We start from the raw sequence: 22,267 nt of genomic DNA on the forward strand, positions 1-22,267 counted from the left end.
ATGGTTGCTGAACTCCGCAAAACCAATACAAATCTTTATGAGACAGACTACAATCTTTGGGTTTTAGAAACTGTCGCCAAGTTGAAAAGTCGAGACTTGGATGGTCTAGATTGGGACAATTTAATTGAGGAGGTGGAGGATTTGAGTCGGCGCGACAAAAAAAAGCTTAAAAGTCTTTTACGTCTACTGTGTGAACATCTTCTTAAACTCACATATTGGCAATCTGAGCTTCAAAGGAATGAAGGCCATTGGAGGAGAGAAATTCGTAATTTCCGGAAACAGATTAATGAAGAGTTAGAAAGTAGTCCAAGTTTACGAAACTATCTTAGTGACATCTTTGATAAATGTTATCGTGATGGGAGAGAATTGGCTGCTGACCAATCCGAACTTCCTCTCAGCATCTTTCCCGAACACCCCATTGCTACCCTTGAGCAGGTACTGGATGAAGATTGGTTGCCCTAGGCGCACCGCGTAGCGGATCTCTGCGAGATCGCCAGATAATTCATTTCGATTTATAGATGGTACTACCATTGATTGGGTAGAAGCTAGAATAAAATTTACAACTAATTAACGAGGTCAACACTATGGTTGCTGAACTCCGCAAAACAAATCAAAATCTTTATGAGACAGATTACAATCTTTGGGTTTTAGAAACTGTTGTCAAACTAAAAAATAAAGATTTAGATAATCTGGATTGGGAGAATTTAATTGAGGAGGTAGAGGATTTGAGTCGGCGGGATAAAAAAAAGCTCAAAAGTCTTTTGAGGTTATTATTTGAACATTTATTAAAATTGTCCTATTGGAAAAGTGAGGAGCAGAACAATCGTAATCATTGGGAGGCCGAGATTATTAATTTTCGTCAATTGATTGAGGATGAATTAGCAGATAGTCCTAGTCTCAAAGTTTATTTGCAAGAAATTTGGCAAGAATGTTACCAGTATGGGCGCAAGATCGCGGCTAAGCGTTCTCAACTTCCCCTCAGTACATTTCCAGAGGAACCCATTGCTACCCTTGAACAAATATTGAATGAAGATTGGTTGCCCTATGCGATCGCCAGATAATGAGGCAAATCGTGTGCCCACTCATTGAGTGGAAGCTAAAATAAGATTGACGATTAATCATTTGGGAAAACAGCATGGTTGCCGAACTCCGCAAAACTAATACAAGTCTTTATGAGACGGATTACAATCTTTGGATTCTAGAAACCGTACAAAAGTTGCAATGCCGAGATTTAGAGAATCTAGACTGGGAATATTTGATTGAGGAGGTATTAAGCTTGAGTCGGCGAGATAGGCACAAACTAGCTAGTTTGCTAACCAGACTATTCGAGCATTTATTAAAGTTGGGCTATTGGCATTCAGAAAAAGAAAGAAACCGAAACCATTGGAGGCGAGAAATTCGCAATTTTCGTCTTCAAATTGACCGATTGCTAAGTGACAGCCCAAGCCTAAAACCTTATTTGTCAGAGATTTTTGATAAATGTTACAAAAATGGCATAAGTTTAGCTTCTGATAGTTCGGGCTTATCGATTGAAAATTTTCCCGAACAACCCATTGCTACCTTTGAACAAGTACTGGATGAAGATTGGTTGCCCTAGGCGCACCGCGCAGCGGATCTCTGCGAGATCGCCAGATAATTCATTTCGATTTATAGATGGTATTACCATTGATTGGGTAGAAGCTAGAATAAAATTTACAACTAATCAACGAGGTCAACACTATGGTTGCTGAACTCCACAAAACCAATACAAATCTTTATGAGACAGATTACAATCTTTGGGTTTTAGAAACTGTTGCTAAACTTAAAAATCAAGACTTGGATGCTCTAGATTGGGAAAATTTAATTGAGGAGGTAGAAGATTTGAGTCGGCGCGATAAACATAAATTACAAAGTCTTCTCAATCATATTTTTGAACATCTCCTTTTGATTGTTTACTGGCAAGCAGAATTTATCCGGAATCAAGGGCATTGGGAAAGGAAAATCTTGAATTTCCGCCTACAGCTTCTCCAGGTGTTAGAGGATAATCCGAGTTTACGTAACTATGCAAGAGACTATTTAGTGGAGGGGTACAAAAAAGGTAGAAAATTAGCAGCTAAACATTCTCAACTTCCCCTCAGTAAATTTCCAGAGGAGCCCATTGCTACCCTTGAACAAGTACTGGATGAAGATTGGTTGCCACAGTAGTCTTTAAATGGGGTCGTCATTTGGTCAGTCTTGGAAAGAGACTCTGTTAAGGTTAAGTTTTTTTGAGGACACGTTTCGCCTAAGTAAATTTGAAGCATGATATTAGAATATATGATTTTACTCGTAATAACTAAAGATTTATGACTCAAACTGAGATTATTAAGTTACACATTGGCGGCAAAGAAGTCTCCCCTGAATGGAGGATTGTTGATGTTTTAGATCGTCCAGAGGTTGATTATGTTTGCAATGCCAGCAATTTATCAATGTTCGAGGACAATTCGGTTGATGTAATATATGCTAGCCATGTCCTTGAACATTTTTATTACAACATCGACGATGAGTTGACCAGTACATTAAAGGAATGGCACCGAGTGCTTAGGATAGGGGGTAAGTTAATGATTAGTGTCCCAGACTTGAAGACTTTGTGTTGGTTATATCTGCACCCAAATTCCCATCCACTGGAACGTCATCACATTATGAGAATGATGTTCGGTGGACAAATGGATGTTTATGATGTCCATAAAGTGGGATTAGATGAAGAAATTTTGGGGATGTATTTGGAAATGGCGGGATTTGAAAATTATGAAAGGGTTACTGAATTTGATTTATTTCAAGACTGTAGTCTGATTAGGCTTGCAGATACTTACATAAGCTTAAATGTTATTGCATTGAAGTAACTATGATGAGTGTAAAAAACATTAAATAAATTATCAAACAAATGAAAATTGAAAAGCAAGTTAATGATTTAAGAATAATTGAACTTGAAAAAGAACTGGAAAATAATCCTTTTATCCCTATTTTATATTGGGAGTTAGGATTGAATTATCTTATCTCTGTAGGGGAAGAAAAAGCGGAAGAAATTTGGTCGCTGGGTTTGTTGCAATGCTTTACATCTTTTGATGAAGGGTTGCTTTCACTAGTTGGCTTTATTGAACAACACATAGAGCTTAATAAAAATGATAAACAAACAGTGTTGATATTATGGCAACAGATAATCAAGATAGTCCCCAATTACCTGGCAGGACATCTAAATTTACTTGTTGTTGCCTGTGAGCTTAAGGTATTCTCGGCTGAGAAGCTGGCTTATTTAGGCACAGTTGCGTTAATTAATTCTATTGATTCTGGTTGTATTAGTCAACAAGAAGAAGAGCTTTTATTAAGGGCCACTCTATCAATTTTAGAGTTTCCCACTGCCCTTTCCCTTGATTTTTTAAGATCTAGTATTCCACTTTTAGTCAATTTGCCTTGGTGTGATGCTGTTATGGCTTTTGCTAATAGTATGGTTTATGATAAGCAACTTTTTAGTTATGGTGTTGAAATTGCTGAAATCTGCCTTCAATATTCTCCGAATAATCTTTTTATTCTTAATGATCTTATCCGATTTTACGGACTACGTAAAGATCAAGATGCTCTATTAAGAACAGCAAGAAATCTATTAAATATTTTCAGACAACAAGACTTTGAGCCTGATTTTGGTTTTTATTTATCATCAAGATTATTATCTGCTTTTATGACAGGCAATGATTGGGAACAAGTTCAAAGTATAGCTTCTATTTTCAAAGATTATTTTATTTTATTACAAAATGAAAAGTCTGTTGTCTTAAATAATTTTTTAAGAGACCGCTTTTGGGGACTGGGGTTTTCTCTACTTTACCTATTTGATGAACCTGAATCTAATCGTCGATGCTTAAATTTTAACGCTAGTATTTTTCAGCAAAATTTAACTGAGAATCAAAATAAGACTATTTGCCAAGAAGAAAATTTGCCTAAGAAAAAACAAGTTTCTCTAAAACGGATTGGTTATATTGCCCATACTCTCAGGCAACATTCAGTGGGATGGCTATGCCGTTGGTTATTTAAGTATCATGATAGGGAAAAATTTGAAATTTTTGTTTATTTGATCGGACAACCAGAAGATGAGTTAACCGAAAACTGGATTTATCCTAATGTCAGTAAATACTATCACTTTGGTCGGGATAAAAATGAAATTATTAAGCAAATTAAGCAAGATCAAATTCAAATTTTGGTAGATTTGGATGTGCTGACCCATAATATTACGGCCCAGGTGTTGGCCCACAAACCGGCCCCTGTTCAGGTTAGTTGGTTAGGGTCGGATGCATCAGGTTTACCGGCGATTGATTATTTCATTGTTGATCCCTATGTTGTTCCTGACGATGCCGAGGGCTATTACCGGGAAAAATTATGGCGTTTGCCCCAGACCTATCTGGCAGTGGATGGTTTTGAAATGGGAACACCAACGTTAAGTCGGGAGCAATTGGGAATTAAGCCCAATACGGTTATTTATCTTTCGGTACAGAATAAGATCAAATCGAACCCCAATATCTTAAAGTTACAACTACAAATTTTGCAGTCAGTGCCCGATAGTGTGTTTCTGATTAAGGGAGGTGGTGATAATGAGTTAATTCGGGCAATGGTGGAGCAGTTGGCCAAGGAAATGGGGCTTGATCTTCATCGGATTCGGTTTTTACCCAAGGATGGGGATGAGATGACCCATCGGGCTAACCTGAGCATTGCCGATGTGGTGTTGGATACCTACCCCTACAATGGTGCAACGACGACGTTGGAAACGTTATGGATGGAAGTACCGTTAGTAACACGGGTAGGAAAACAGTTTGCGTCCCGCAATAGTTATACTTTCTTGACTCAGTTAAATATTAGGGAGGGCCTCGCTTGGAATGATCAAGAATATGTTTATTGGGGCACTCGTTTTGGATTAGAGAAGAGTTTGAGAGAAAAAGTAAAAAATGAGTTGAACTTGGGCAAGTATAAATCTAAACTTTGGAGAGCGAAAGATTTCACTCAGGAGTTAGAACTAGCTTATGAAGGAATGTGGAATGGAGATCTAGATTAAAATTATCAATCTTTTTTTAGTCAAAATCATCGGGAACTTTAACTGATATTTGTCCACCTGGCTCAACAGTTACTTTCCCGCCAAGTCGCTCTATTTCTTTAACGACTCTTTTAAAGGTCTGAGCATCTTGACTACTGCCCAAAATGCTTAACCAGGCACCAATTTGAGCCTTTCTACTATCTGGATTTTTTTCTAAAAATTTGATGCTATCGGTGGTGACATTGATAAAGTTCTGGTTTTCGTCATTTTGGGAATGTCGTGCCCATTCAACAGCTTTTTTATAAGACTCCTTAGCCGCTTGTGGATCTGCTAAAAACAATAACTCATTAGTTCCTTTCGCTCTCCACACATAGTAAGGTGCTGTACCTGGAGAAAGGAACTGTTCGGGCATTTTTTCCAGACTCTTGCCAAGCAATTCAACACTAATTTTAGGATAACCAGCAAAAATAGAAGTGCTAGTTTCGAGTCTTAGGAGAGCGTTAACAAACAAAGGATCTTTCTCGGATACTAATTTGAAGTATTCTGGGCTTAACCCATAACCAACTAAATCTCTGGCATCACTGTCACCAAAATATTGTATGAATTGCAAATAAAGCCAATCAGCAACAAGATTATCAAATCCAAGGGCTGGTATTTTGCCTAGTATTTCTATATCTATTTTTTCATCTGCTTCAAGGGTTTTGTAATCTTCTTCAGTCAAAGACTGCCCTGGAGCTTGAAGAGCGGGTCGCTGTAGAGTAATCAACCCAATTAGACTGGCAAATGCTAAACAGGGAGAAAATAAATTTTGAAAAACAAATCGAGCGTGTAAATTCAGCTTAAATACCATATCAAAAAAGCTTAATACCGTTTACACAGTCCCCAGATGAGTTATTTGGTGCCTCTGTGCTGTTTGTCTCGGCTGGAACAGGACTTTGACACAATACTACTCTATAAGTTTGGTTCTCATAGTACACTCCCATTGCAAAATTACGGGCATTTTGCTGAACACCATTAGTTGCTGTAGCACTACTTTTGGCTACATCAGTTCCAATTAATTGAGGCTCTGAAATATCATAATAATTGCTCTGAAAACTAATTTCTAAAGCTTGGTTGCTCTCAGCGAAAGAGGCTTTTTCAAAAAAATAGGACTGCTGGGCTTGACCAATCGCACTCAGTATCTGCTTGGCCTCAGCTTCCCTCGCTTTACCTATCTGGGAGAAAAGATTCGGCAACGTCATTGCTCCCAACACTCCCAAAATAATAACCACAACAAGCAGTTCCAGCAAAGTAAATCCTCTTTGTCGGGTACCATTGAAATGCCGACAGTTAGATGAACTACCGATAGAAAATTGGGCTTTCATAACAATAGTGTGAAAATATTAACCCAAAAAAAAGAGGGTGCAGTAGGTAAGATAAGACCAGCTCATCATTCCCGCACCACTCAAAACATAATAGGGTCCTATTTAATTACTTCAGCACCACCACAATCATTAGCCCCTCCTGGGGTTGGGGGAGTATCTTCACTACCTGCTTCAGCCCGACAAACAACAGTACTGAAGGCGCGGGTGCCTGAATCGTAAAACGTTCCACCTGACATGGAGCGGGTGCCGTCAGCCTCCCAATTCAATGCCGTTGCGTCTTGGATAGCTTCTGTGTTGTCAGCAGTGTTAACTGCAAAACTAAAGAAATTACCATCAGGAGCTGGGACTTCAAGCGTTTCCGTATCGGTTGCAAACGTACCCTTCTCAGTAAAATAACCTTGTTGGGCACGGTTCAAAGCACCGATAGTGGATTTAGCTTCGGACTCCCGTGCTTTACCAACTTGACCCAAGAGGTTAGGCAGAGCAATAGCAGCCAATACACCGATAATAATTACAACAACCAGCAGTTCGATTAAGGTGAAACCACCTTCTGCCCGTTTTTTGGAGAGTTGAGAGAGGAGTTTGAATTTAAAATTACTAGCCATGATTGTCTTCTTCCTTCTGTAGGGGAAATTTAAATAACTGGTCGGAACCCTTCTAGCTGTAACTTACCCATCGCCCCTCATTTGCCTATCACCCTGCTCAAAAAATTTTGTTGTATGGACTGGCCAGCATTTTCAACCTATGCTCACCGTTCTTCTAGCATTAATAACCCCAGTTCCTCATACATCACCAATGCTCCCCCCAATGCGGATTCTTCCCGCTGGGAATCATTCGGCCCCAGAGTGACCGCATCCACCGGAGAAACCTGCAACCAGCGTTCCAAAAGGAAAGACAACGGCTTGGCCCCATCCCACAAAGATAGGAACATTGCAATGGCTGAACGGCGATCAGACCAGATACTTTCCTGCAAAAAAGGGAAAAAACGACGTAGATCCATCGGTGCCACAACTCCCGGTATGGTTAGTTGCTCGTGGAATGACTCTGATTTCAAACAAGGATGGAAATGCACCCAAAGCCTTTCACTAGCAACCTCTGACCAATCTAGAATAGGCAAAGCAGATTCTGGTTGGGGATGCCCACACCAAAAATCTAACAATCGCTTATTGGGCTGAATCAGTTCGTAAAAACAAAGCTCTTCTTCTAGGTCAGCATTTTCTAGTCCCATGGCCAAGTAAGCAGGAAGGTTATCTGGTTCCTTAAATAACTGCCGCCAATCCCAATCTTGCCAGTCCACCATGCTGATTAGCTCCAAACTAGATTGGGTGAGGCATTTTAACAACTGGGGCATAGTAAAGCCCTTGTCGTTTTGTAGTAAATGGTTGCTTAACAAGCGGTGATTATCGTTCTTATCAAAGTTATTGCCCCAAGCCCTTACCTTTAAGTCCACATTGTCCCGTAGGGCTGTAAAAAAATCTCTGACAATACCAAGCTCCATTTCCTCTGGATTATCATCCATCAACCCCATATTCCCGAACAACTCCTGACAACGATAGTAGGGTAAACGTTGATAATAGCTGTGGAGATTACCCCGAATAATGCCATCAGGCTTTAGGATTGCCCTTAACTGTTGCAGGGCCAAGGTTAAGTCCGGGAGTAAATATAAAATATCGCTAGCACTAATGTAGTCAAATTTTTGTCCCAACTGATCTAAATCTTCCAGAGCAAGCACATGGAACTCAGAATTGTCGATTTTGTGATATTGCAAACGCTCCTCAGCAATCTTAATGGACTCTGGGGAAATGTCGATGCCCACCACCTTCGCCCCCGGATTGGCCAACGCCATCGTTAACGTTGTTGCACCTGTGCCACAGGCCACATCTAGCATCACCCGGTTTTCCAGATCAGTGATCACCTTACCATCCCGTCGATAGCGAGCCGTGACCAAACTGCCCTCGTAAAGCAATTTCACATTGTCTTTTGGAGATTCCTCGATGGGAATATTGGGATAGGGATGACTCTCGAATTGCTTTAGGGACTTTTCCAAATAATCTCGCTTCATCTCAGCCATCGGGTCACTCCTTTTATTACCTAAGCCATCATCATTAATAAGCCTTTCCTCAGACTACCCAAATTTGGTATCTGGTTCTCCCTTTTGATCGCCTAATTCCACAGCTTCAACAAAACTACAATGGAAAAGCCCCCTCTTTTACTGCCAGAAGTCCATGACCACCACCCTCGACGAAGTGCTCGACCTTTTCAAACAGGTCGCCCAAGCCCAGAAAGAAACCGATCGCCTATTGCGGGAACAATCTCAAGAAACCGATCGCCAGTTACGGGAATCGGAACAACGATTTCAAAAATCCATTATTGAAAACGAAAAAGGCTTCAAACAGTTACGCAAGGAATTGGGTAACTTAGGGCAATCCTGGGGACGATTTGTTGAAAATATGGTCGCCCCTGCCTGTGAAACCCTATTTTTAGACCGGGGTATTCCCGTCCATCAAGTAAGTCAACGGGTTAAAAAACGCCTGAACAGTGACACCCTGGAAATAGATATTCTCGTGCTCAACCAAGACCACGCCCTAGTGGTAGAAGTCAAAAGTAAGCTTAGTGTGCAGGATGTCAAAGATTTTTTGACTAATCTGGCAGAATTTAGAAGATTTTTTCCCGAATATGAGCAAAAACAAGTTTACGGTGCCGTTGCCGCCATGGACATTGAAGAAGGAGCCGATAAATATGCCTACCGCCAGGGCTTATTCGTGCTGACCCAATCCGGAGAAAGCGTCAGCATTTTAAATAGCGACGAGTTCCAGCCCAAAAACTGGTGAGACCTAGGTATTGGGCCAAAAATCTGAATCTAGAATTTCTACAATGGTGAATGGACAACTATCCGGAAATTGATCATCCGGTAAATCGGTTTCCGCAATGGCCAAATCCCTCGCCTCCTGCCAACTTTCCGCCATCGCTTCGTCCAAACGGGATTTTAGTCCCGGATTCCGTCTTAACAACTTGGCTAGGGATGTTCGCTGAACTCGGATAGTTGCCCGCCAGCTATTAGTCCGTTTCCAATGTTGAACCTGCCATTTCAAAAGATGGGCGACTAAAACCATTAAGCGTGATTCAAGTTGGTCATAGTGACGATTCCCCAAATCTTGAATCTCCTCTATCAAATGCTCCAAATCTAACTGTTCAAAACGTTTTTGAGACAAAAGATCCGCTTGTTGCTGAGTCCAAGTAAAAAAATCCTCAGTATAAAGAAGACTATCCATGGCCGATTTCTCCCAACCAATCTTCCACCTCTGACAATTGTTCAAAATCCAGCAACGCCTCCCCCAAACTTTCCAACTGAATCGTCCCCAACTGTCGAACCCGCTCCACTAGACCATTAGGCAATACTCCAAACCGCCGGGTTAAAATCCGCAAGATCAAGGGTGATTCCCCCCGTTGTTCTCCCCGCTGAAGTCCTAACTTCAGACCTCGTTCCAGTCCCTGCTGTTCGCCTTTCCGCATCGACTCTGCCACAATACTTTGGTAAACCACCGATTCCCGCATAACTCCCTCCCTAAGGTATAGGTTAATCAAAGACTTTTCAAAATTGATCCCAGCTAATAACTGAAGACAGGCAGCTACATTATTTCGTTCAGCCCTGTCCTCGATTATATCCACTCGCCTTGCCACATTGGCTAGTAAACTGACTCCGACGGATTCTTCCATAACTTAAGATGATTAGAGAGTTGATTTGATTTTTCCCCTCTCAAAATTTATGGAAGCCAAGGAATTGGTCCAACGCTATCGCAACGGCGAAACTTTATTTACAGGGCTAAAATTACCGGGGATTAATCTAGAAGCCGCCGATTTGATCGGTATTGTGCTCAATGAAGCGGATTTACGGGGGGCTAACCTGCTTTTTTGTTACCTCAACCGGGCTAATCTAGGTCAGGCTAATTTGGTGGCGGCGAACCTAAGTGGGGCTAGTTTAAACCAGGCAGACCTGGCCGGAGCCGATCTACGCAGTGCCAATTTTCACGGGGCCATGCTCCAGGATACGAATTTAATTGGGGCGGATCTACGGGGAGCGGATTTAAGTGGTGCTACCCTCACCGGGGCCTGTTTGCGGGGAGCTAATATGCGTCAGGAAAAAAAGGGCTACTACACCAATCTCCAGGCCGCTATCCTCGGTCGGGCAGACCTCCAGGGGGCCAACATGAAGGGGGTAGATTTAAGCCGGGCAGATTTAAGCTACGCTAACTTGAAGGAGGCTAATCTGCGAGATGTGGATTTGCGTAAGGCAGACCTGAGCTACGCCAACTTAAAAGGGGCCCTGCTAACTGACGCTAACTTGTCGGGGGCAAAGTTAAATGGTGCCGATTTACAAAATGCCAATTTGATGCGAGCGAAGATTTCTGAGGCAGAAATGACGGCAGTGAATTGCCAGGGGGCCATTATGACCCATGTCAACCTGAATCGGACCAATCTCACGGGGTCCAATTTGAGCTTCACCCGCATGAACAGTGCCGACCTGAGTCGGGCCAACTTGACTAAAGCTAACCTACAGGAAGCAGAGCTGATTGAAGCATTTTTTGCCAGGGCCAATTTGACGGAGGCCAACTTCATCAATGCCAACTTGGTGCGGGCGGATCTAATGAGTGCCAATATGGTGGGGGCAGATTTTCAAGGGGCGACTATGCCGGATGGGCAAGTGCGTCACCACTAGAAATTTTACGGTATCTATAACCAACCTTTGAGGCGGCGGGCCACTTGGGGACGACGGAGTTTCCGCATGGCTTTGCTTTGGATTTGTCTAACCCTTTCCCGGGAAAGATTAAACATATTGCCCACTTCCTCAAGGGTGTAACTTTGGTGGCTGGCAATGCCGTAGCGCAGACAAATCACTTCCATTTCCCGTTCCGTTAGTACCTCGGCCAATACTTCGACAATTTCCCGCCGCAACATGGATTCATTCATCAAATCCTCCGGCAACTGCAGTTGTTGATCTTCTAGTAGATCTACCAACTCGGTGTCTTCCCCTTTGCCTACCCGATGGTTTAAGGACAGGGACTGACGACGCAATTGCAGTAATTGTCTTAGTTGGGCAGGGGTAATGTCCAAAGCAGCGGCCAATTCCCCTTCGTTGGGATTGCGCTTCAATTCCTGCTTGAGACTGCGTTGGGCTTTCTTGATTTTGTTGAGCTTTTCCACCACATGGATGGGCAAACGAATGGTGCGAGCGTCATTGGCAATGGTGCGGGTGATGGCCTGGCGGATCCACCAGTAGGCATAGGTGGAAAATTTATAACCTTTATCGGGATCAAACTTTTCTGCGGCTCGGTTGAGACCGATCGCCCCTTCTTGGATCAGGTCGAGGAAGGGAACACCACGGTTGAGGTAACGCTTGGCAATGGAAACCACTAGGCGGAGATTGGAGCGGATCATCCGTCGTTTGGCAGCCCGCAGTTGATAAAGCCAAATCTCAAATTGTCTGACCTGGGGAAATTCTAGGGCTTGCCCCCACTCCTGGAGGGAAGGCGTTCGTTCCAGTTGTTGGGTGAGTTGTTGTCTAACATCTTCTGCGCTGACCAACAATCGGATTTGTCTAGCCAATTCCACTTCTTCGGCGGCACTCAGGAGGGGATAGCGGGCCATTTCTTTAAAAAAAGCCCCCACAGTGTCTTCACTTACTGCTTTATTAAAACTTCCTTGTTGGCCATCTCCCAGGGTGACTTCGATCGCCGGAGGGTCATCATTGGCGATCGCCTGGCCATCAGCGAGGCCATCCAAAGCCTGCCATTGGTCAACGGCACTGGTGTTGGGGGTGGAGAGGGAAGACATATCGCTCATAGGTTGAAAAAACTAAACGGAAACAATCGAGAAAGGAAAAGATGTGGCAACAACAAGGCCACCCAAGGAAACAGAAAACAACCAGAAATTATCCAATCGGCCAGAGCATCATCCAGATAGACCACCCCAACGGTTAAGGCTCTCCACTTTCAGCTATGCGCACTGCGGTAGTGGTGTTCCAGAACCAGATACCAGTCCCCGTGGCTAGATTGTGTCATTGATTTTCCAAAAATGGCAAAACTTTAGTTTTTTTTAATATCTATCTGTCCAAAATATCGTTAAATTTTCACGGCAGTGTAATTCGTGATACAAACTTGATTTGATCGCCATTTTTGTCAGCTTTCCTTAATTTCAAGGCGATCAACGTTAAAATTGCCAAAAAAATCCGCCCTGGTGAAACCACAGCGGACAATTTCCTAAAAGGAATGATTAATGAAAATTAGTGGGAAAAATACGGCAGTTAACCAATTAAATCCAATCAAATCAGTCAATAACCCTAGTTTCCTGCTGAAATCTAGACCAAAACCTGTTGCCATTCCAAGCGTTCCAACGTGCGGGAGCGCTCCAGGGCCCGCTCAAAGCTATCCAGGTTGGCATCGATGGTGAGGGGTTCTCCCACATGGCTTTGTACCGCTTCCTGGGTTTTTAAACCATTACCAGTGATGTAGACCACCGTAGTTTCTTCGGGATCAATTTTGCCCGCTTCCACTAGTTTTTTCAGCACTGCAACGGTGGTGCCCCCAGCGGTTTCGGTAAAGATGCCTTCGGTTTCCGCCAACAGCTTGATCCCTTCGATAATTTCGGCATCGTTGACGCTTTCAATGTTGCCATTGGTTTTGCGGGCAATGTCCAGGGCATAAACTCCGTCAGCGGGGTTGCCGATGGCAATGGATTTAGCAATGGTGTTGGGTTTGACTGGCTTAACAAAGTCCCGGCCCTCTTGGAAAGCAGTGGCGATGGGGGAACAACCCTCTGCTTGGGCACCACTGAAACGCACTGGCTTATCATCCACCAAACCGACTTTGATAAATTCTTGGAAGCCCTTGTGGATTTTGGTGAACAGGGAACCGGAAGCGAGGGGAGCCACAATGTGGTCGGGCAATTTCCAACCCAATTGTTCCGCCACCTCAAAGCCCAGGGTTTTGGAGCCTTCGGAGTAGTAGGGGCGCAGGTTAATGTTCACGAAACCCCAGCCGTAGCTGTTGCCCACTTCACAGCAGAGACGATTGACCTGGTCATAGTTGCCTTTCACTGCCATTAGGGTGGGATTGTAAATCAAGGTCCCCAATACTTTGCCTGCTTCCAAATCCGCCGGGATAAACACACAGCAGTCCAAACCGGCATGGGCGGCGATCGCCGCAGTGGAGTTGGCCAAATTACCGGTGCTGGCGCAGGAAACGGTGGTGAAGCCCAATTCCCGGGCCCTGGTCAGAGCAACGGACACCACCCGGTCCTTGAAGCTCAAGGTGGGCATATTAACCGCATCGTTTTTAATGTAGAGATTTTTCAGCCCCAGGCGGCGGGCTAAACGATGGGATTTAACCAAGGGGGTCATGCCAGTGCCCACATCAATTACATCTTTACCAGTGACGGGCAGAAAGGCGCGGTAACGCCAAATGGAATTAGGACCCGCTTCAATGGTTTCCCTCGTAACGTGGCGGCGGATTAAATCGTAGTCGTAGGCCACTTCCAGAGGAGCAAAGGTTTCCTCACAGATGTGTAGTGCTTTGAGGGGATATTCGGTATTGCCTTCCTTGGAAACCAGTTTGGTACAAGCGGAAATAAATTCTGGAGCCGTGGTGGTGGCGGTGGTCATGGGGCAAAGTCCTAAATTTCATTAATCTTTCGGCATGCTAACACGGGGCAAAATGGGCGTCAATTAATCCCGACTAATTTTATCGGGTTTAGTTTTCTTGCACCAAAATGACCTTTTTTTACCCAGCATTGATGGGAAGACTCGGCAGGGAGCGAGCTAAAATAGGTCGGTTTTCCCCAAGGGAATTAAGCCCCGTAACTTTGGTTGGTTCCTAGACAACGGTTTGTTAAATGGGGTGTTTCTTCCCCACTGAACCCCCGAAAACCCTAGTGAGGCTGGGCAATTTTGAGCCTATGACCACTAAATAATGGGGCGACGAGCTTGGCAAACACACTCTAAAAACCCAGAGAAATTCGAGAAAATTCGAGAAATTAATGAAACTAACTTGGTTGAATTCCTCGCGTCGGTTGATCTCGGTCATCATTTACTTGACCATTTTCATTCGGGTTTTGACCCTTGGCCTCTACGCTGTGGCGGACAGAACTGAAGCCCGCTACGCAGAAATTGGCCGCAAAATGGCAGAAACCGGCGACTGGATTACTCCCCAAATCGACTACGGTGTACCTTTTTGGGGTAAACCCCCCCTGTCTACCTGGTTGACGGCGGCATCATTTAAGGTTTTTAGTGTTAACGAATTTGCGGCTAGATTATCTTCTTTTATTCCCATTTTATTAGCCAGTTACTTGGTTTATTTATTGGCAAAAAATAAGGGAATTAACTACGCCTTAGTTAGCACCATGATCTTGATTACTACCCTGGGCTTCTTTGTCAGCAGTGGGGCAGTAATGACAGATCCAGCTTTGGTGTTGGGGACTACCCTATCTATGGTCGGTTTTTGGCAAGCTTACCGGGGTGAATCTAATGCAGGGCGTCTCTGGGGATATCTATTTTTTGTTGGGCTGGCGATCGGTTTATTAGCCAAGGGGCCCATTGGAGTTGTATTAGTTTTTCTCCCCCTATTTATTTGGATAATTTGGCAGAGAAATTTGCCCAGGGTTTGGAGACAATTACCTTGGATTCAAGGTATTTTATTGACGGCATTAATAGCAGTGCCATGGTATCTTTTGGCGGAAGCTAAAACCCCCGGTTTTTTGGATTATTTCATTGTCGGAGAACATTGGAAGCGCTTTGTGGAAAAGGGTTGGGAGGGAGATTTATACGGCAGTGGCCACGCCCATCCCTACGGCATGATCTGGGTGTATTGGTTGCTAGCGGCATTTCCCTGGTCATTGCTAACGTTGGGATTAGTAGGCAAGATTTTTTGGCAAATTAAAGTCAAACAAACTAAGCTGACTTTACCAACATTAGACTCGGAATGGCTTAGTTATTTGCTGTTGTGGACTGTGGCCCCAATGGTTTTCTTTACCCCCTCGGCCAATATTTTATGGACTTATGTTTTACCAGGCTTACCGGCATTTGCTTTGCTGTTGACGGAATTATTATTCATGGTTTGGCACGATCAGCCAGTCAATAAATATCTCATTGCTCCTGGTCTATTAATTCCTTTAGTATTTCTCTTTGCTTTACCAATAGTCATAAATGTAGCTAATAATAATTCGCAGAAATATGTCGTCGAACAATATCAACAATCCTGTAGGGAATCGGTACAGGAACCTAACTGTCAGTTGTTTTATGTGTTTAATCGACCCTACTCGGCGGAATTTTATTCTTCTGGTAAAGCAAAAAAAGTGGAAATGCACGAAATAGCCGCTGTTCTCAACAATAATAACCGCAATTATTTTGTTATTCGCACTGATGCGATTAAAGAGTTTCCTCCAGAAATTGCATCAAAATTAAATCAAGTGACTCAATACAGTGCCTATACCCTTTTTTCCCAGACTAATTGACTGGAAAAACCTCATCCGCCATCACAACTCGATTACGGCCGGCGGCCTTGGCTTGATAGAGAGCCCTATCTGCGGCTTGGATAATGTTGACCATGGTTTCTCCATGGTTGGGATAACAGGCTACCCCTAGGGAAACGGTCAATGTGCCCAATTCCTTTCCTTTGTATTCCACTTCCATGGAGGCGATCGCCTGACGGAGGGATTCAGCCTTGACTAGGGTATCTTCCAGGGAGGTTTGGGGCAAAACAATGGTCATTTCTTCCCCACCATACCGACAAGCAATGTCAGAACCGCGAATATTGCTTTGCAGAATGCGCCCAATGGTTTTCAGTACGTGGTCGCCGGCATCGTGCCCCAGTTGGTCATTGAATTGCTTGAAATGGTCAATGTCTCCCATAATTACCCCAATGGAATGGTTATAGCGCTTGGCCCGGCCAATCTCTTGTAAGAAAAATTGTTCTAAATAACGACGGTTAAATAACCCCGTGAGGGGGTCCCGGATACTCTGATTTTCCAACCTTTCCCGCAATTTAATATTGGCGATCGCCAGACTGACCTGTTCCGCCACCGCCTTGGCTAACTGTTGTTGGTCAGAACTAATTACCCCAGCCCGATCACTGCAAAGATTAAGCAAACCAAGGGTTTCCCCCTGGGCGATGAGGGGAATGCAAAGACTTTCTTGGGGCAAACATTCCGGATTGAGGTGGCTACATAACAAATCGTGCTGTTGCACCCCGACCAAATGGGGCTGTCCCAGGCGCAGAGCCCAGCAATCTGTGCCATTGAATAATGGTTCGGAGCAGGCTAAATTTCCCCAAGTTTTGACCTGTTCAAAATAGTTGGCAGTGGAGTCAAAAATAGAAATCGTGCCAGCAATGTTGGGAAACAACGGGGGAGCCAAGGCCGCCAAGCTAGCACAGGCATCGGCCACCACCACACAGGATTGCAAATATTGATTCAGGGTGGAAAGCAATTCCATCTCTTGATTGCGCCGTTTTAACTCCTCCAACCGTTGCGCTAACTGTTCATTGACCCGATTGACCTGTTCTTGACTTTCCGCCAAAGCTTGGGTGCGTTCTAAAACCCTTTGTTCCAATTTGGCATTGAGTTTTTCTAACTCCGCTTCTATTCTGTCCCGTTGATACAGGGCTTTTTTCTGTTCCTCCATGGGCACCACCACGCAGATGGTTAAATCCGGTTCCCCTTCAAAGGGGGATGCTCCCATCAAAATGGGAACGCGGCGGCCATTTTTGTGGTAGTACTCTTTTTCCCAGGGTTTTGTGAAACCATATATCCGTAGATTTTCGATGGCTTCCAAGTCTTGGCTTTTATATTCTGGGGGCGTAATCTGATCCCAACGCATTAAACCGGCTTCCAGTTCTTTTCTGGTGTAGCCGAGCATTTTCAAGAGGCAATCATTAGCTTCAGTAATTTGGCCATTGATATTGGCAAACATCATGCCGACAACAGCGGACTCAAACACTTTACGAAAGCGAGATTCACTATCCTGAAGGGCGGTTTCGACACTTTTTTGCTCAGTAACATCCATGGCCACCCCATGGAGACCAATCATTTCTCCCGCCCCATTGACCAGAGCTTCAATTTTTGCCCAGAGCCAGCCCTGACTGCCGTCCTGGCGGAAAAAACGGTAAACCAAATCCTGGGAATTTTGGCTTTCCAGAACCGATTGCACCACTTCGTCATGGCGTTGGCGATCGCCGGGGTGAATGGATGCGGTTAATTCTTCATAGCTGGGGGGATGTTCCAGACCAAACATGCGTAAAATCTCTTCCGACCACTGAATTTCCCCGGAGCCCGACAAAAATTTCCAGGTGCCCAATTTGGCTAAGCTTTGGGCTTCCGATAGTTCTGCTTCCCGTTGCCGTAGTTGCTCCTCTGCTAATTTTCGGGAAGTAATATCTATACCCGATCCAAGTATTTCTAGAAGATTGCCTTGGCTGTCAAAAATAGGTTCATTAGTCCAAGCGACCCAAACCCGATCGCCGTTTTTGCGGACATTTTCATTTTCGTTATATTTATAATTCTCAGGATTACGGCAAATATCTGCCACCATTGCCTCCAGATTTTGACCGGAGCTGCTGGTCCTAGGCACGATGGTATCGAACACCGACTTGCCCACCATTTCCTCTTTGCTAAAACCAAAAAAGTTGTGGCAATATTCGTTCGCGAAGGTGATTTCCCCCGTCGGTAACCAGCGCACAATAATCGTGTTAATCGACTCCACTAAACTGCGATATTTTTCTTCACTTTCTTCAATAGCTTGGCGAGCTTCATAACGTTCAGTAATGTCAATACAAGAACCGATATAACCCAAAAACTCTCCGTCTGGAGCAAGCCGAGGTACGCCATTGTCTAATAACCAACGGTATTCTCCCCCTCGATTCCGCAGGCGATATTCCATCGTAAACGGTTGCCGGGCATCAAAAGCTTCAACGTAGGTTTGCCAACAACGATCAAAATCGTCGGGATGAACCCCTTCAGCCCAACCATTGCCCTGCTCTTGTTCCAGAGTGCGACCAGTAAAATTGAGCCAAGGTTGATTAAAATAAAAACAGCCTTTGTCTAAGCCAGCAATCCAGATCAAAACCGGGGCGTGGTTGGCAAGGTAATTAAACATTTCTTCCCCTTCTTGAAGGATAGCCTCTAGAAATTTGCCGACATCCTCACCACTGTTAATATGTGATGCCTCTGAGAGAAAAGCAGAACGAAGAAAGGTCTGGAGTTTTAGGTTAGCAACGACTTCCTTTGAAGTTTCCAGTTTTGCTATTACCTTGCCAATATCTTGGTGCTCATCGCCCATATAATTCTGAGAGCCGCCATTGACTAACGGATAGAGTTGATATTGATAACTGTGTAATCTGGAATTTTTGTCAGATACCCTCACCTTCTTCAGGTTAACAGAAACTTAGGGGTTTGCATGGGCCAGGGAACACGGTCTGGCGGCCGTTGGGTTAAAATCGGGGGAATTACACGTTCGGCGGGATTTCGTCCCCAGTTTTTTCCTATTTGAGAAATTTATGTCAGTTTTAGCGGCGTTGGCGGCGATCGGAGTACTTGCAGTACTAATTGCTGTGCATGAGTTGGGCCACTTTGCGGCCGCCCGTTTACAGGGCATCCATGTCACTCGCTTTGCCTTAGGATTTGGGCCACCGCTGTTGAAATACCAAGGTGCCGAAACGGAATATTCCATCCGGGCTATTCCCCTGGGGGGCTACGTGGCGTTCCCCGACGATGATCCAGACAGTGAGATCCCTGCCGACGATCCTAACTTACTAAAAAATCGCCCCATCCTCGACCGGGCCATTGTGATTAGTGCTGGGGTAATTGCCAATTTAGTTTTTGCTTACTTTCTCCTGATTGGTCAAGTTAGCACCATCGGTTTCCAGAATATTCAACCTGGTTTGGTTATTCCCCAAGTGGACAGTGCCTCCGCCGCCCAGGTGGCTGGGATGGAGCCAGGGGATATTGTACTCTCCCTCCAGGGCAACACTCTACCCGGTTTTCCCGATGCCACCACCCAGTTTATCGACATTGTGCGGCGATCGCCGTCGGTGCCTATCACAGTAGAAGTGCAACGGGGGGAAGAAACTAAAACCTTGACCATTACCCCCACCCCAGATGCGGAAGGTAAAGGAAAAATTGGCGTTGCTCTGCTACCCAACGTGGAAACCAAACGGGCTAGCAATCCCCTGGAAGCTTTAACCTACAGCGCCGAGGCTTTTGAACGCATTGTGAAACTAACGACCCAGGGCTTTTGGCAATTAATCAGTAACTTTGCCGACAATGCTTCCCAGGTGGCGGGGCCAGTGAAAATTGTTGAGTATGGTGCTAACATTGCCCGCTCCGATGCCAGTAACCTGTTCCAATTTGGAGCGCTGATTAGCATTAACCTCGCTGTGATTAATATTCTGCCCCTACCTGCTTTGGATGGTGGGCAATTGGTGTTCCTGCTCATCGAAGGACTCCTGGGCAAACCCCTACCGGAAAAATTTCAGATGGGCGTAATGCAAACGGGGTTGGTGCTTCTGCTGAGCTTAGGGGTATTTTTAATTGTGCGGGATACCCTCAATTTGACCTTTGTGCAGGAGTTTTTGCCTTCCTTTACGGGCTATGAGTAGTTTGTTACGGAAAATGGCCAGTAAAAAACAACGGGCAACGGAAATTCTGCTCATTCTCAAAAAACTTTACCCAGGGGCCACCTGTAGTCTGGATTATCAAACCCCAGTACAGCTTTTGGTGGCCACTATTCTTTCGGCCCAATGCACCGATGAACGGGTCAACAAGGTGACTCCAGCCCTGTTTCAGCGTTATCCCGATGCCAACGCCCTGGCCTACGGCGATCGCCAAGAGATTGAAGAATTAATCCACTCCACCGGCTTTTTCCGCAATAAAGCTAAAAATATTCAGGGAGCTTGCCGCAAAATTGTCGAGGAATTTGACGGGGAAGTGCCCCAAAGAATGGAAGAGTTATTGACCCTACCGGGGGTGGCCCGCAAAACGGCCAATGTGGTGCTAGCCCATGCCTTTGGCATCCTGGCCGGGGTAACGGTGGACACCCACGTCAAACGCCTGAGCCAACGGTTGGGGTTAACTAAAGCGACCGATCCCATTCGTATTGAGCGGGATTTAATGAAACTGATTCCCCAGCCGGATTGGGAAAATTTTTCTATCCATATTATTTATCACGGTCGAGCGGTGTGTGCGGCCCGCAAGCCCCTCTGTGGGGAATGTCAGTTGGCCCATCTTTGTCCCAGTGCCCAAGCGAGTTGAGATCCACTGAAGGTTTGAATTGGAATCAGTTTACCGAGCTCCCCCAACTTCTCCATAGGGAAATTAAAACCTGTAACTTGGTCAAAGATTAGAAAAAAGTGATTAGTACTGGTGGAACGGCAAAAAAAAGCGGCCAGTTTCGTCCCCATTGATTAGGTTCGGAAACTAACCCTGTGCTACATTGTGCACCCGCTTTTTTGAATCCTGCCCTCATTATCTGATTCTCACTGGGGGTCAACAAGCCAATGGGTCACTGGTGAATGGTGATTCTAATCACAGGCGATCGGTGCCAGCTTTAAAAGTCTCCCTGGCCCCCAAATTTGGGGGGAAACTGAGTGAAAGTCCCCCATTATGGCCGGAGCTTGAGTGAGGAGATTTAGGGGACGAAATAAGACTTTCCGAACACGTTCTTAGGCGATCGCCAAATTTTTACCCTGGCATGGGCCGAGAAATGAGACTTTTTGGCCCTACTCCAGATAAACCCAACTAGTATGGTTGCAGGCGGCCTAGTCTCCGGCAGGGTCAGACCCAATGAATATACTGGGGAAATACTAAGCCTCAGTCCGTTTTAAATTAATAAATTCTTCTTGTTTATGCCCATTTCTCCCACCTCCCTAGCTAGCGATGATTACTGCGTCCTTGGTTTAGCCACCTGCTTTTTGCGGGAAGATGGTGATTTCCATGCGGTGGACATCATTGAACCCATTCCCTCGGCGGCCCTAGAAGCCATTCTCAAACAGGTGCCCACTTCTTACCAATGGGCGATCGCCGTGCGGGCGGGGGAAGTTTTCCAGGGGGAGGAAATTAAAAAACCAGCTATTTTTGATCAAAGTGCCCAATTCTGTGACGATTTTGCGGAACGGTTTACAGCGGCGGCCCGTACTTACCAAGTTCGGCCTCAAGCTAAGGAACATTTAGCCATTGGGGAAAAATGGGACAAATTTAACTTTTCTTTGGAGAAAAAACGCATTCTCAACGACAGCAAAGTGGTTAAAGCTGAAGATAACGTTAAGCAACATTCCCATACCCATCAAAGGCTGTAGTTGCAAAGTCCCAACGGGGTAATACCAACCTTCAGGAAACAAGGGATTGTTGTTTTTTCCTAGCCCGATGTTGGGCAAACCAATCCTGTAACTGTTCACGGCACTGTTCTTGGCACACTCCTCCTAAGCTTTGTAAGTGATGGTTAGAGGCAGCGCTGGCGGCCAAATCGAACACGCTGTCGATGGTGCCGGTTTTCGGGTCGGGGGTGCCATAAACTAATAAACCTAAACGGGCTTGGATAATGGCGCCGGTACACATGGGACAAGGTTCCAACGTAACGTAAAGGGTGCATTCATTCAATCGCCAATGGCCTAGCCGACGGCAAGCAGTTTGGATGGCTAACATTTCCGCATGGGCGATGGGATTTTGATCCCGTTGCTTACGATTTTGGCCTGTAGCTAAAACTTCTCCCATTGCATTGACAACCACTGCTCCCACGGGAATTTCCCCCACATTGCCCGCTTCCTCCGCTAAGGCGATCGCCATTTGCATCCAATCTTCATGGGTGGGTAGGGGTTGATCCATCAAC

General features: G+C 44.9%; 22 protein-coding genes. 12 read left to right on the forward strand and 10 right to left on the reverse strand.

The genetic code is table 11. The annotated features are described in order from the left end of the window. From SYNPCCP_RS06045 to SYNPCCP_RS06070, 6 genes are all read left to right on the forward strand, one after another. The gene (locus SYNPCCP_RS06045; protein WP_020861674.1) at positions 1-462 is read left to right on the forward strand and encodes a DUF29 domain-containing protein; all 462 of its coding nucleotides are present in this window, start codon (positions 1-3) and stop codon (positions 460-462) included. 122 nt (positions 463-584) lie between these two features. Then, positions 585-1,061 carry a DUF29 domain-containing protein gene (locus tag SYNPCCP_RS06050; RefSeq protein ID WP_010872374.1) on the forward strand — a complete coding sequence of 159 codons (477 nt, stop codon included), beginning with the start codon at positions 585-587 and terminating at the stop codon, positions 1,059-1,061. Positions 1,062-1,135: 74 nt separating this feature from the next. Next, positions 1,136-1,597: a DUF29 domain-containing protein gene (locus tag SYNPCCP_RS06055; protein WP_010872375.1), complete on the forward strand. Its 462-nt coding sequence runs from the start codon at positions 1,136-1,138 to the stop codon at positions 1,595-1,597. Positions 1,598-1,719: 122 nt separating this feature from the next. Further along, positions 1,720-2,184, forward strand: coding sequence for a DUF29 domain-containing protein (locus tag SYNPCCP_RS06060; protein ID WP_010872376.1), 465 nt, complete (start codon positions 1,720-1,722; stop codon positions 2,182-2,184). Between the two features lie 140 nt (positions 2,185-2,324). Continuing rightward, positions 2,325-2,861: a methyltransferase domain-containing protein gene (locus SYNPCCP_RS06065; RefSeq protein ID WP_010872377.1), complete on the forward strand. Its 537-nt coding sequence runs from the start codon at positions 2,325-2,327 to the stop codon at positions 2,859-2,861. Positions 2,862-2,902: 41 nt separating this feature from the next. Then, complete coding sequence (locus SYNPCCP_RS06070) at positions 2,903-5,056, forward strand: hypothetical protein (protein WP_010872378.1); 2,154 nt, start codon at positions 2,903-2,905, stop codon at positions 5,054-5,056. Positions 5,057-5,072: 16 nt separating this feature from the next. Here SYNPCCP_RS06070 and SYNPCCP_RS06075 read toward each other — a convergent pair whose 3' ends face one another. The 4 genes from SYNPCCP_RS06075 to SYNPCCP_RS06090 form a co-directional block, all read right to left on the reverse strand. Continuing rightward, positions 5,073-5,885 (reverse strand): hypothetical protein, encoded by an 813-nt coding sequence (locus SYNPCCP_RS06075; protein ID WP_010872379.1) that lies wholly within the window; start codon positions 5,883-5,885, stop codon positions 5,073-5,075. Position 5,886: 1 nt separating this feature from the next. Next, positions 5,887-6,399 carry a type IV pilin protein gene (locus SYNPCCP_RS06080; protein ID WP_010872380.1) on the reverse strand — a complete coding sequence of 171 codons (513 nt, stop codon included), beginning with the start codon at positions 6,397-6,399 and terminating at the stop codon, positions 5,887-5,889. Between the two features lie 98 nt (positions 6,400-6,497). Further along, the gene (locus tag SYNPCCP_RS06085; protein ID WP_010872381.1) at positions 6,498-7,004 is read right to left on the reverse strand and encodes a type IV pilin protein; all 507 of its coding nucleotides are present in this window, start codon (positions 7,002-7,004) and stop codon (positions 6,498-6,500) included. 143 nt (positions 7,005-7,147) lie between these two features. Then, complete coding sequence (locus tag SYNPCCP_RS06090; RefSeq protein ID WP_010872382.1) at positions 7,148-8,470, reverse strand: bifunctional 2-polyprenyl-6-hydroxyphenol methylase/3-demethylubiquinol 3-O-methyltransferase UbiG; 1,323 nt, start codon at positions 8,468-8,470, stop codon at positions 7,148-7,150. 154 nt (positions 8,471-8,624) lie between these two features. On the opposite strand from SYNPCCP_RS06090, the gene SYNPCCP_RS06095 reads away from it, so the two are divergent. Next, on the forward strand, positions 8,625-9,230 hold the full coding sequence (locus SYNPCCP_RS06095; protein ID WP_010872383.1) for a hypothetical protein: 606 nt from the start codon (positions 8,625-8,627) through the stop codon (positions 9,228-9,230). 3 nt (positions 9,231-9,233) lie between these two features. Here the strand turns inward: SYNPCCP_RS06095 and SYNPCCP_RS06100 are convergent, their stop codons facing one another. Together SYNPCCP_RS06100 and SYNPCCP_RS06105 are read right to left on the reverse strand one after the other, a co-directional pair. Then, positions 9,234-9,671, reverse strand: coding sequence for a DUF29 domain-containing protein (locus SYNPCCP_RS06100; RefSeq protein ID WP_010872384.1), 438 nt, complete (start codon positions 9,669-9,671; stop codon positions 9,234-9,236). Further along, positions 9,664-10,116, reverse strand: coding sequence for a DUF4351 domain-containing protein (locus SYNPCCP_RS06105; RefSeq protein WP_010872385.1), 453 nt, complete (start codon positions 10,114-10,116; stop codon positions 9,664-9,666). The genes SYNPCCP_RS06100 and SYNPCCP_RS06105 overlap by 8 nt, the downstream gene beginning before the upstream one ends. Before the next feature lie 49 nt (positions 10,117-10,165). On the opposite strand from SYNPCCP_RS06105, the gene SYNPCCP_RS06110 reads away from it, so the two are divergent. Next, the gene (locus tag SYNPCCP_RS06110; RefSeq protein ID WP_014407173.1) at positions 10,166-11,116 is read left to right on the forward strand and encodes a pentapeptide repeat-containing protein; all 951 of its coding nucleotides are present in this window, start codon (positions 10,166-10,168) and stop codon (positions 11,114-11,116) included. A gap of 14 nt (positions 11,117-11,130) precedes the next feature. Here SYNPCCP_RS06110 and SYNPCCP_RS06115 read toward each other — a convergent pair whose 3' ends face one another. Both SYNPCCP_RS06115 and thrC read right to left on the reverse strand, forming a co-directional pair. Beyond that, positions 11,131-12,240: an RNA polymerase sigma factor, RpoD/SigA family gene (locus SYNPCCP_RS06115; protein WP_010872387.1), complete on the reverse strand. Its 1,110-nt coding sequence runs from the start codon at positions 12,238-12,240 to the stop codon at positions 11,131-11,133. Between the two features lie 514 nt (positions 12,241-12,754). After that, positions 12,755-14,056 (reverse strand): threonine synthase, encoded by a 1,302-nt coding sequence (thrC, locus tag SYNPCCP_RS06120; RefSeq protein ID WP_010872388.1) that lies wholly within the window; start codon positions 14,054-14,056, stop codon positions 12,755-12,757. 428 nt (positions 14,057-14,484) lie between these two features. Here thrC and SYNPCCP_RS06125 point away from each other — a divergent pair, with 428 nt between their 5' ends. Beyond that, entirely contained in the window at positions 14,485-15,903 is a 1,419-nt protein-coding gene (locus tag SYNPCCP_RS06125) for a glycosyltransferase family 39 protein (protein WP_230401104.1), read from the forward strand. Here the strand turns inward: SYNPCCP_RS06125 and SYNPCCP_RS06130 are convergent. Next, positions 15,896-18,724 carry a diguanylate cyclase gene (locus SYNPCCP_RS06130; RefSeq protein WP_020861678.1) on the reverse strand — a complete coding sequence of 943 codons (2,829 nt, stop codon included), beginning with the start codon at positions 18,722-18,724 and terminating at the stop codon, positions 15,896-15,898. The two genes, SYNPCCP_RS06125 and SYNPCCP_RS06130, sit on opposite strands and share 8 nt — an antisense overlap. Positions 18,725-18,941: 217 nt before the next feature. Between SYNPCCP_RS06130 and rseP the strand changes: the two genes are divergently transcribed. The 3 genes from rseP (at position 18,942) to SYNPCCP_RS06145 (ending at position 21,737) form a co-directional block, all read left to right on the forward strand. Then, entirely contained in the window at positions 18,942-20,042 is a 1,101-nt protein-coding gene (gene rseP, locus SYNPCCP_RS06135) for an RIP metalloprotease RseP (protein WP_010872391.1), read from the forward strand. Next, positions 20,035-20,694, forward strand: a complete 660-nt coding sequence (gene nth, locus SYNPCCP_RS06140; RefSeq protein WP_010872392.1) for an endonuclease III — start codon at positions 20,035-20,037, stop codon at positions 20,692-20,694. The genes rseP and nth overlap by 8 nt, the downstream gene beginning before the upstream one ends. Before the next feature lie 593 nt (positions 20,695-21,287). Next, positions 21,288-21,737: a hypothetical protein gene (locus tag SYNPCCP_RS06145; protein ID WP_010872393.1), complete on the forward strand. Its 450-nt coding sequence runs from the start codon at positions 21,288-21,290 to the stop codon at positions 21,735-21,737. A gap of 31 nt (positions 21,738-21,768) precedes the next feature. Here the strand turns inward: SYNPCCP_RS06145 and SYNPCCP_RS06150 are convergent, their stop codons facing one another. Further along, positions 21,769-22,263 (reverse strand): nucleoside deaminase, encoded by a 495-nt coding sequence (locus SYNPCCP_RS06150; RefSeq protein WP_010872394.1) that lies wholly within the window; start codon positions 22,261-22,263, stop codon positions 21,769-21,771. Between the last annotated feature and the right edge of the window lie 4 nt (positions 22,264-22,267).

The sequence above is a fragment of the Synechocystis sp. PCC 6803 substr. PCC-P genome (genome assembly GCF_000284455.1).
Lineage (GTDB): Bacteria > Cyanobacteriota > Cyanobacteriia > Cyanobacteriales > Microcystaceae > Synechocystis.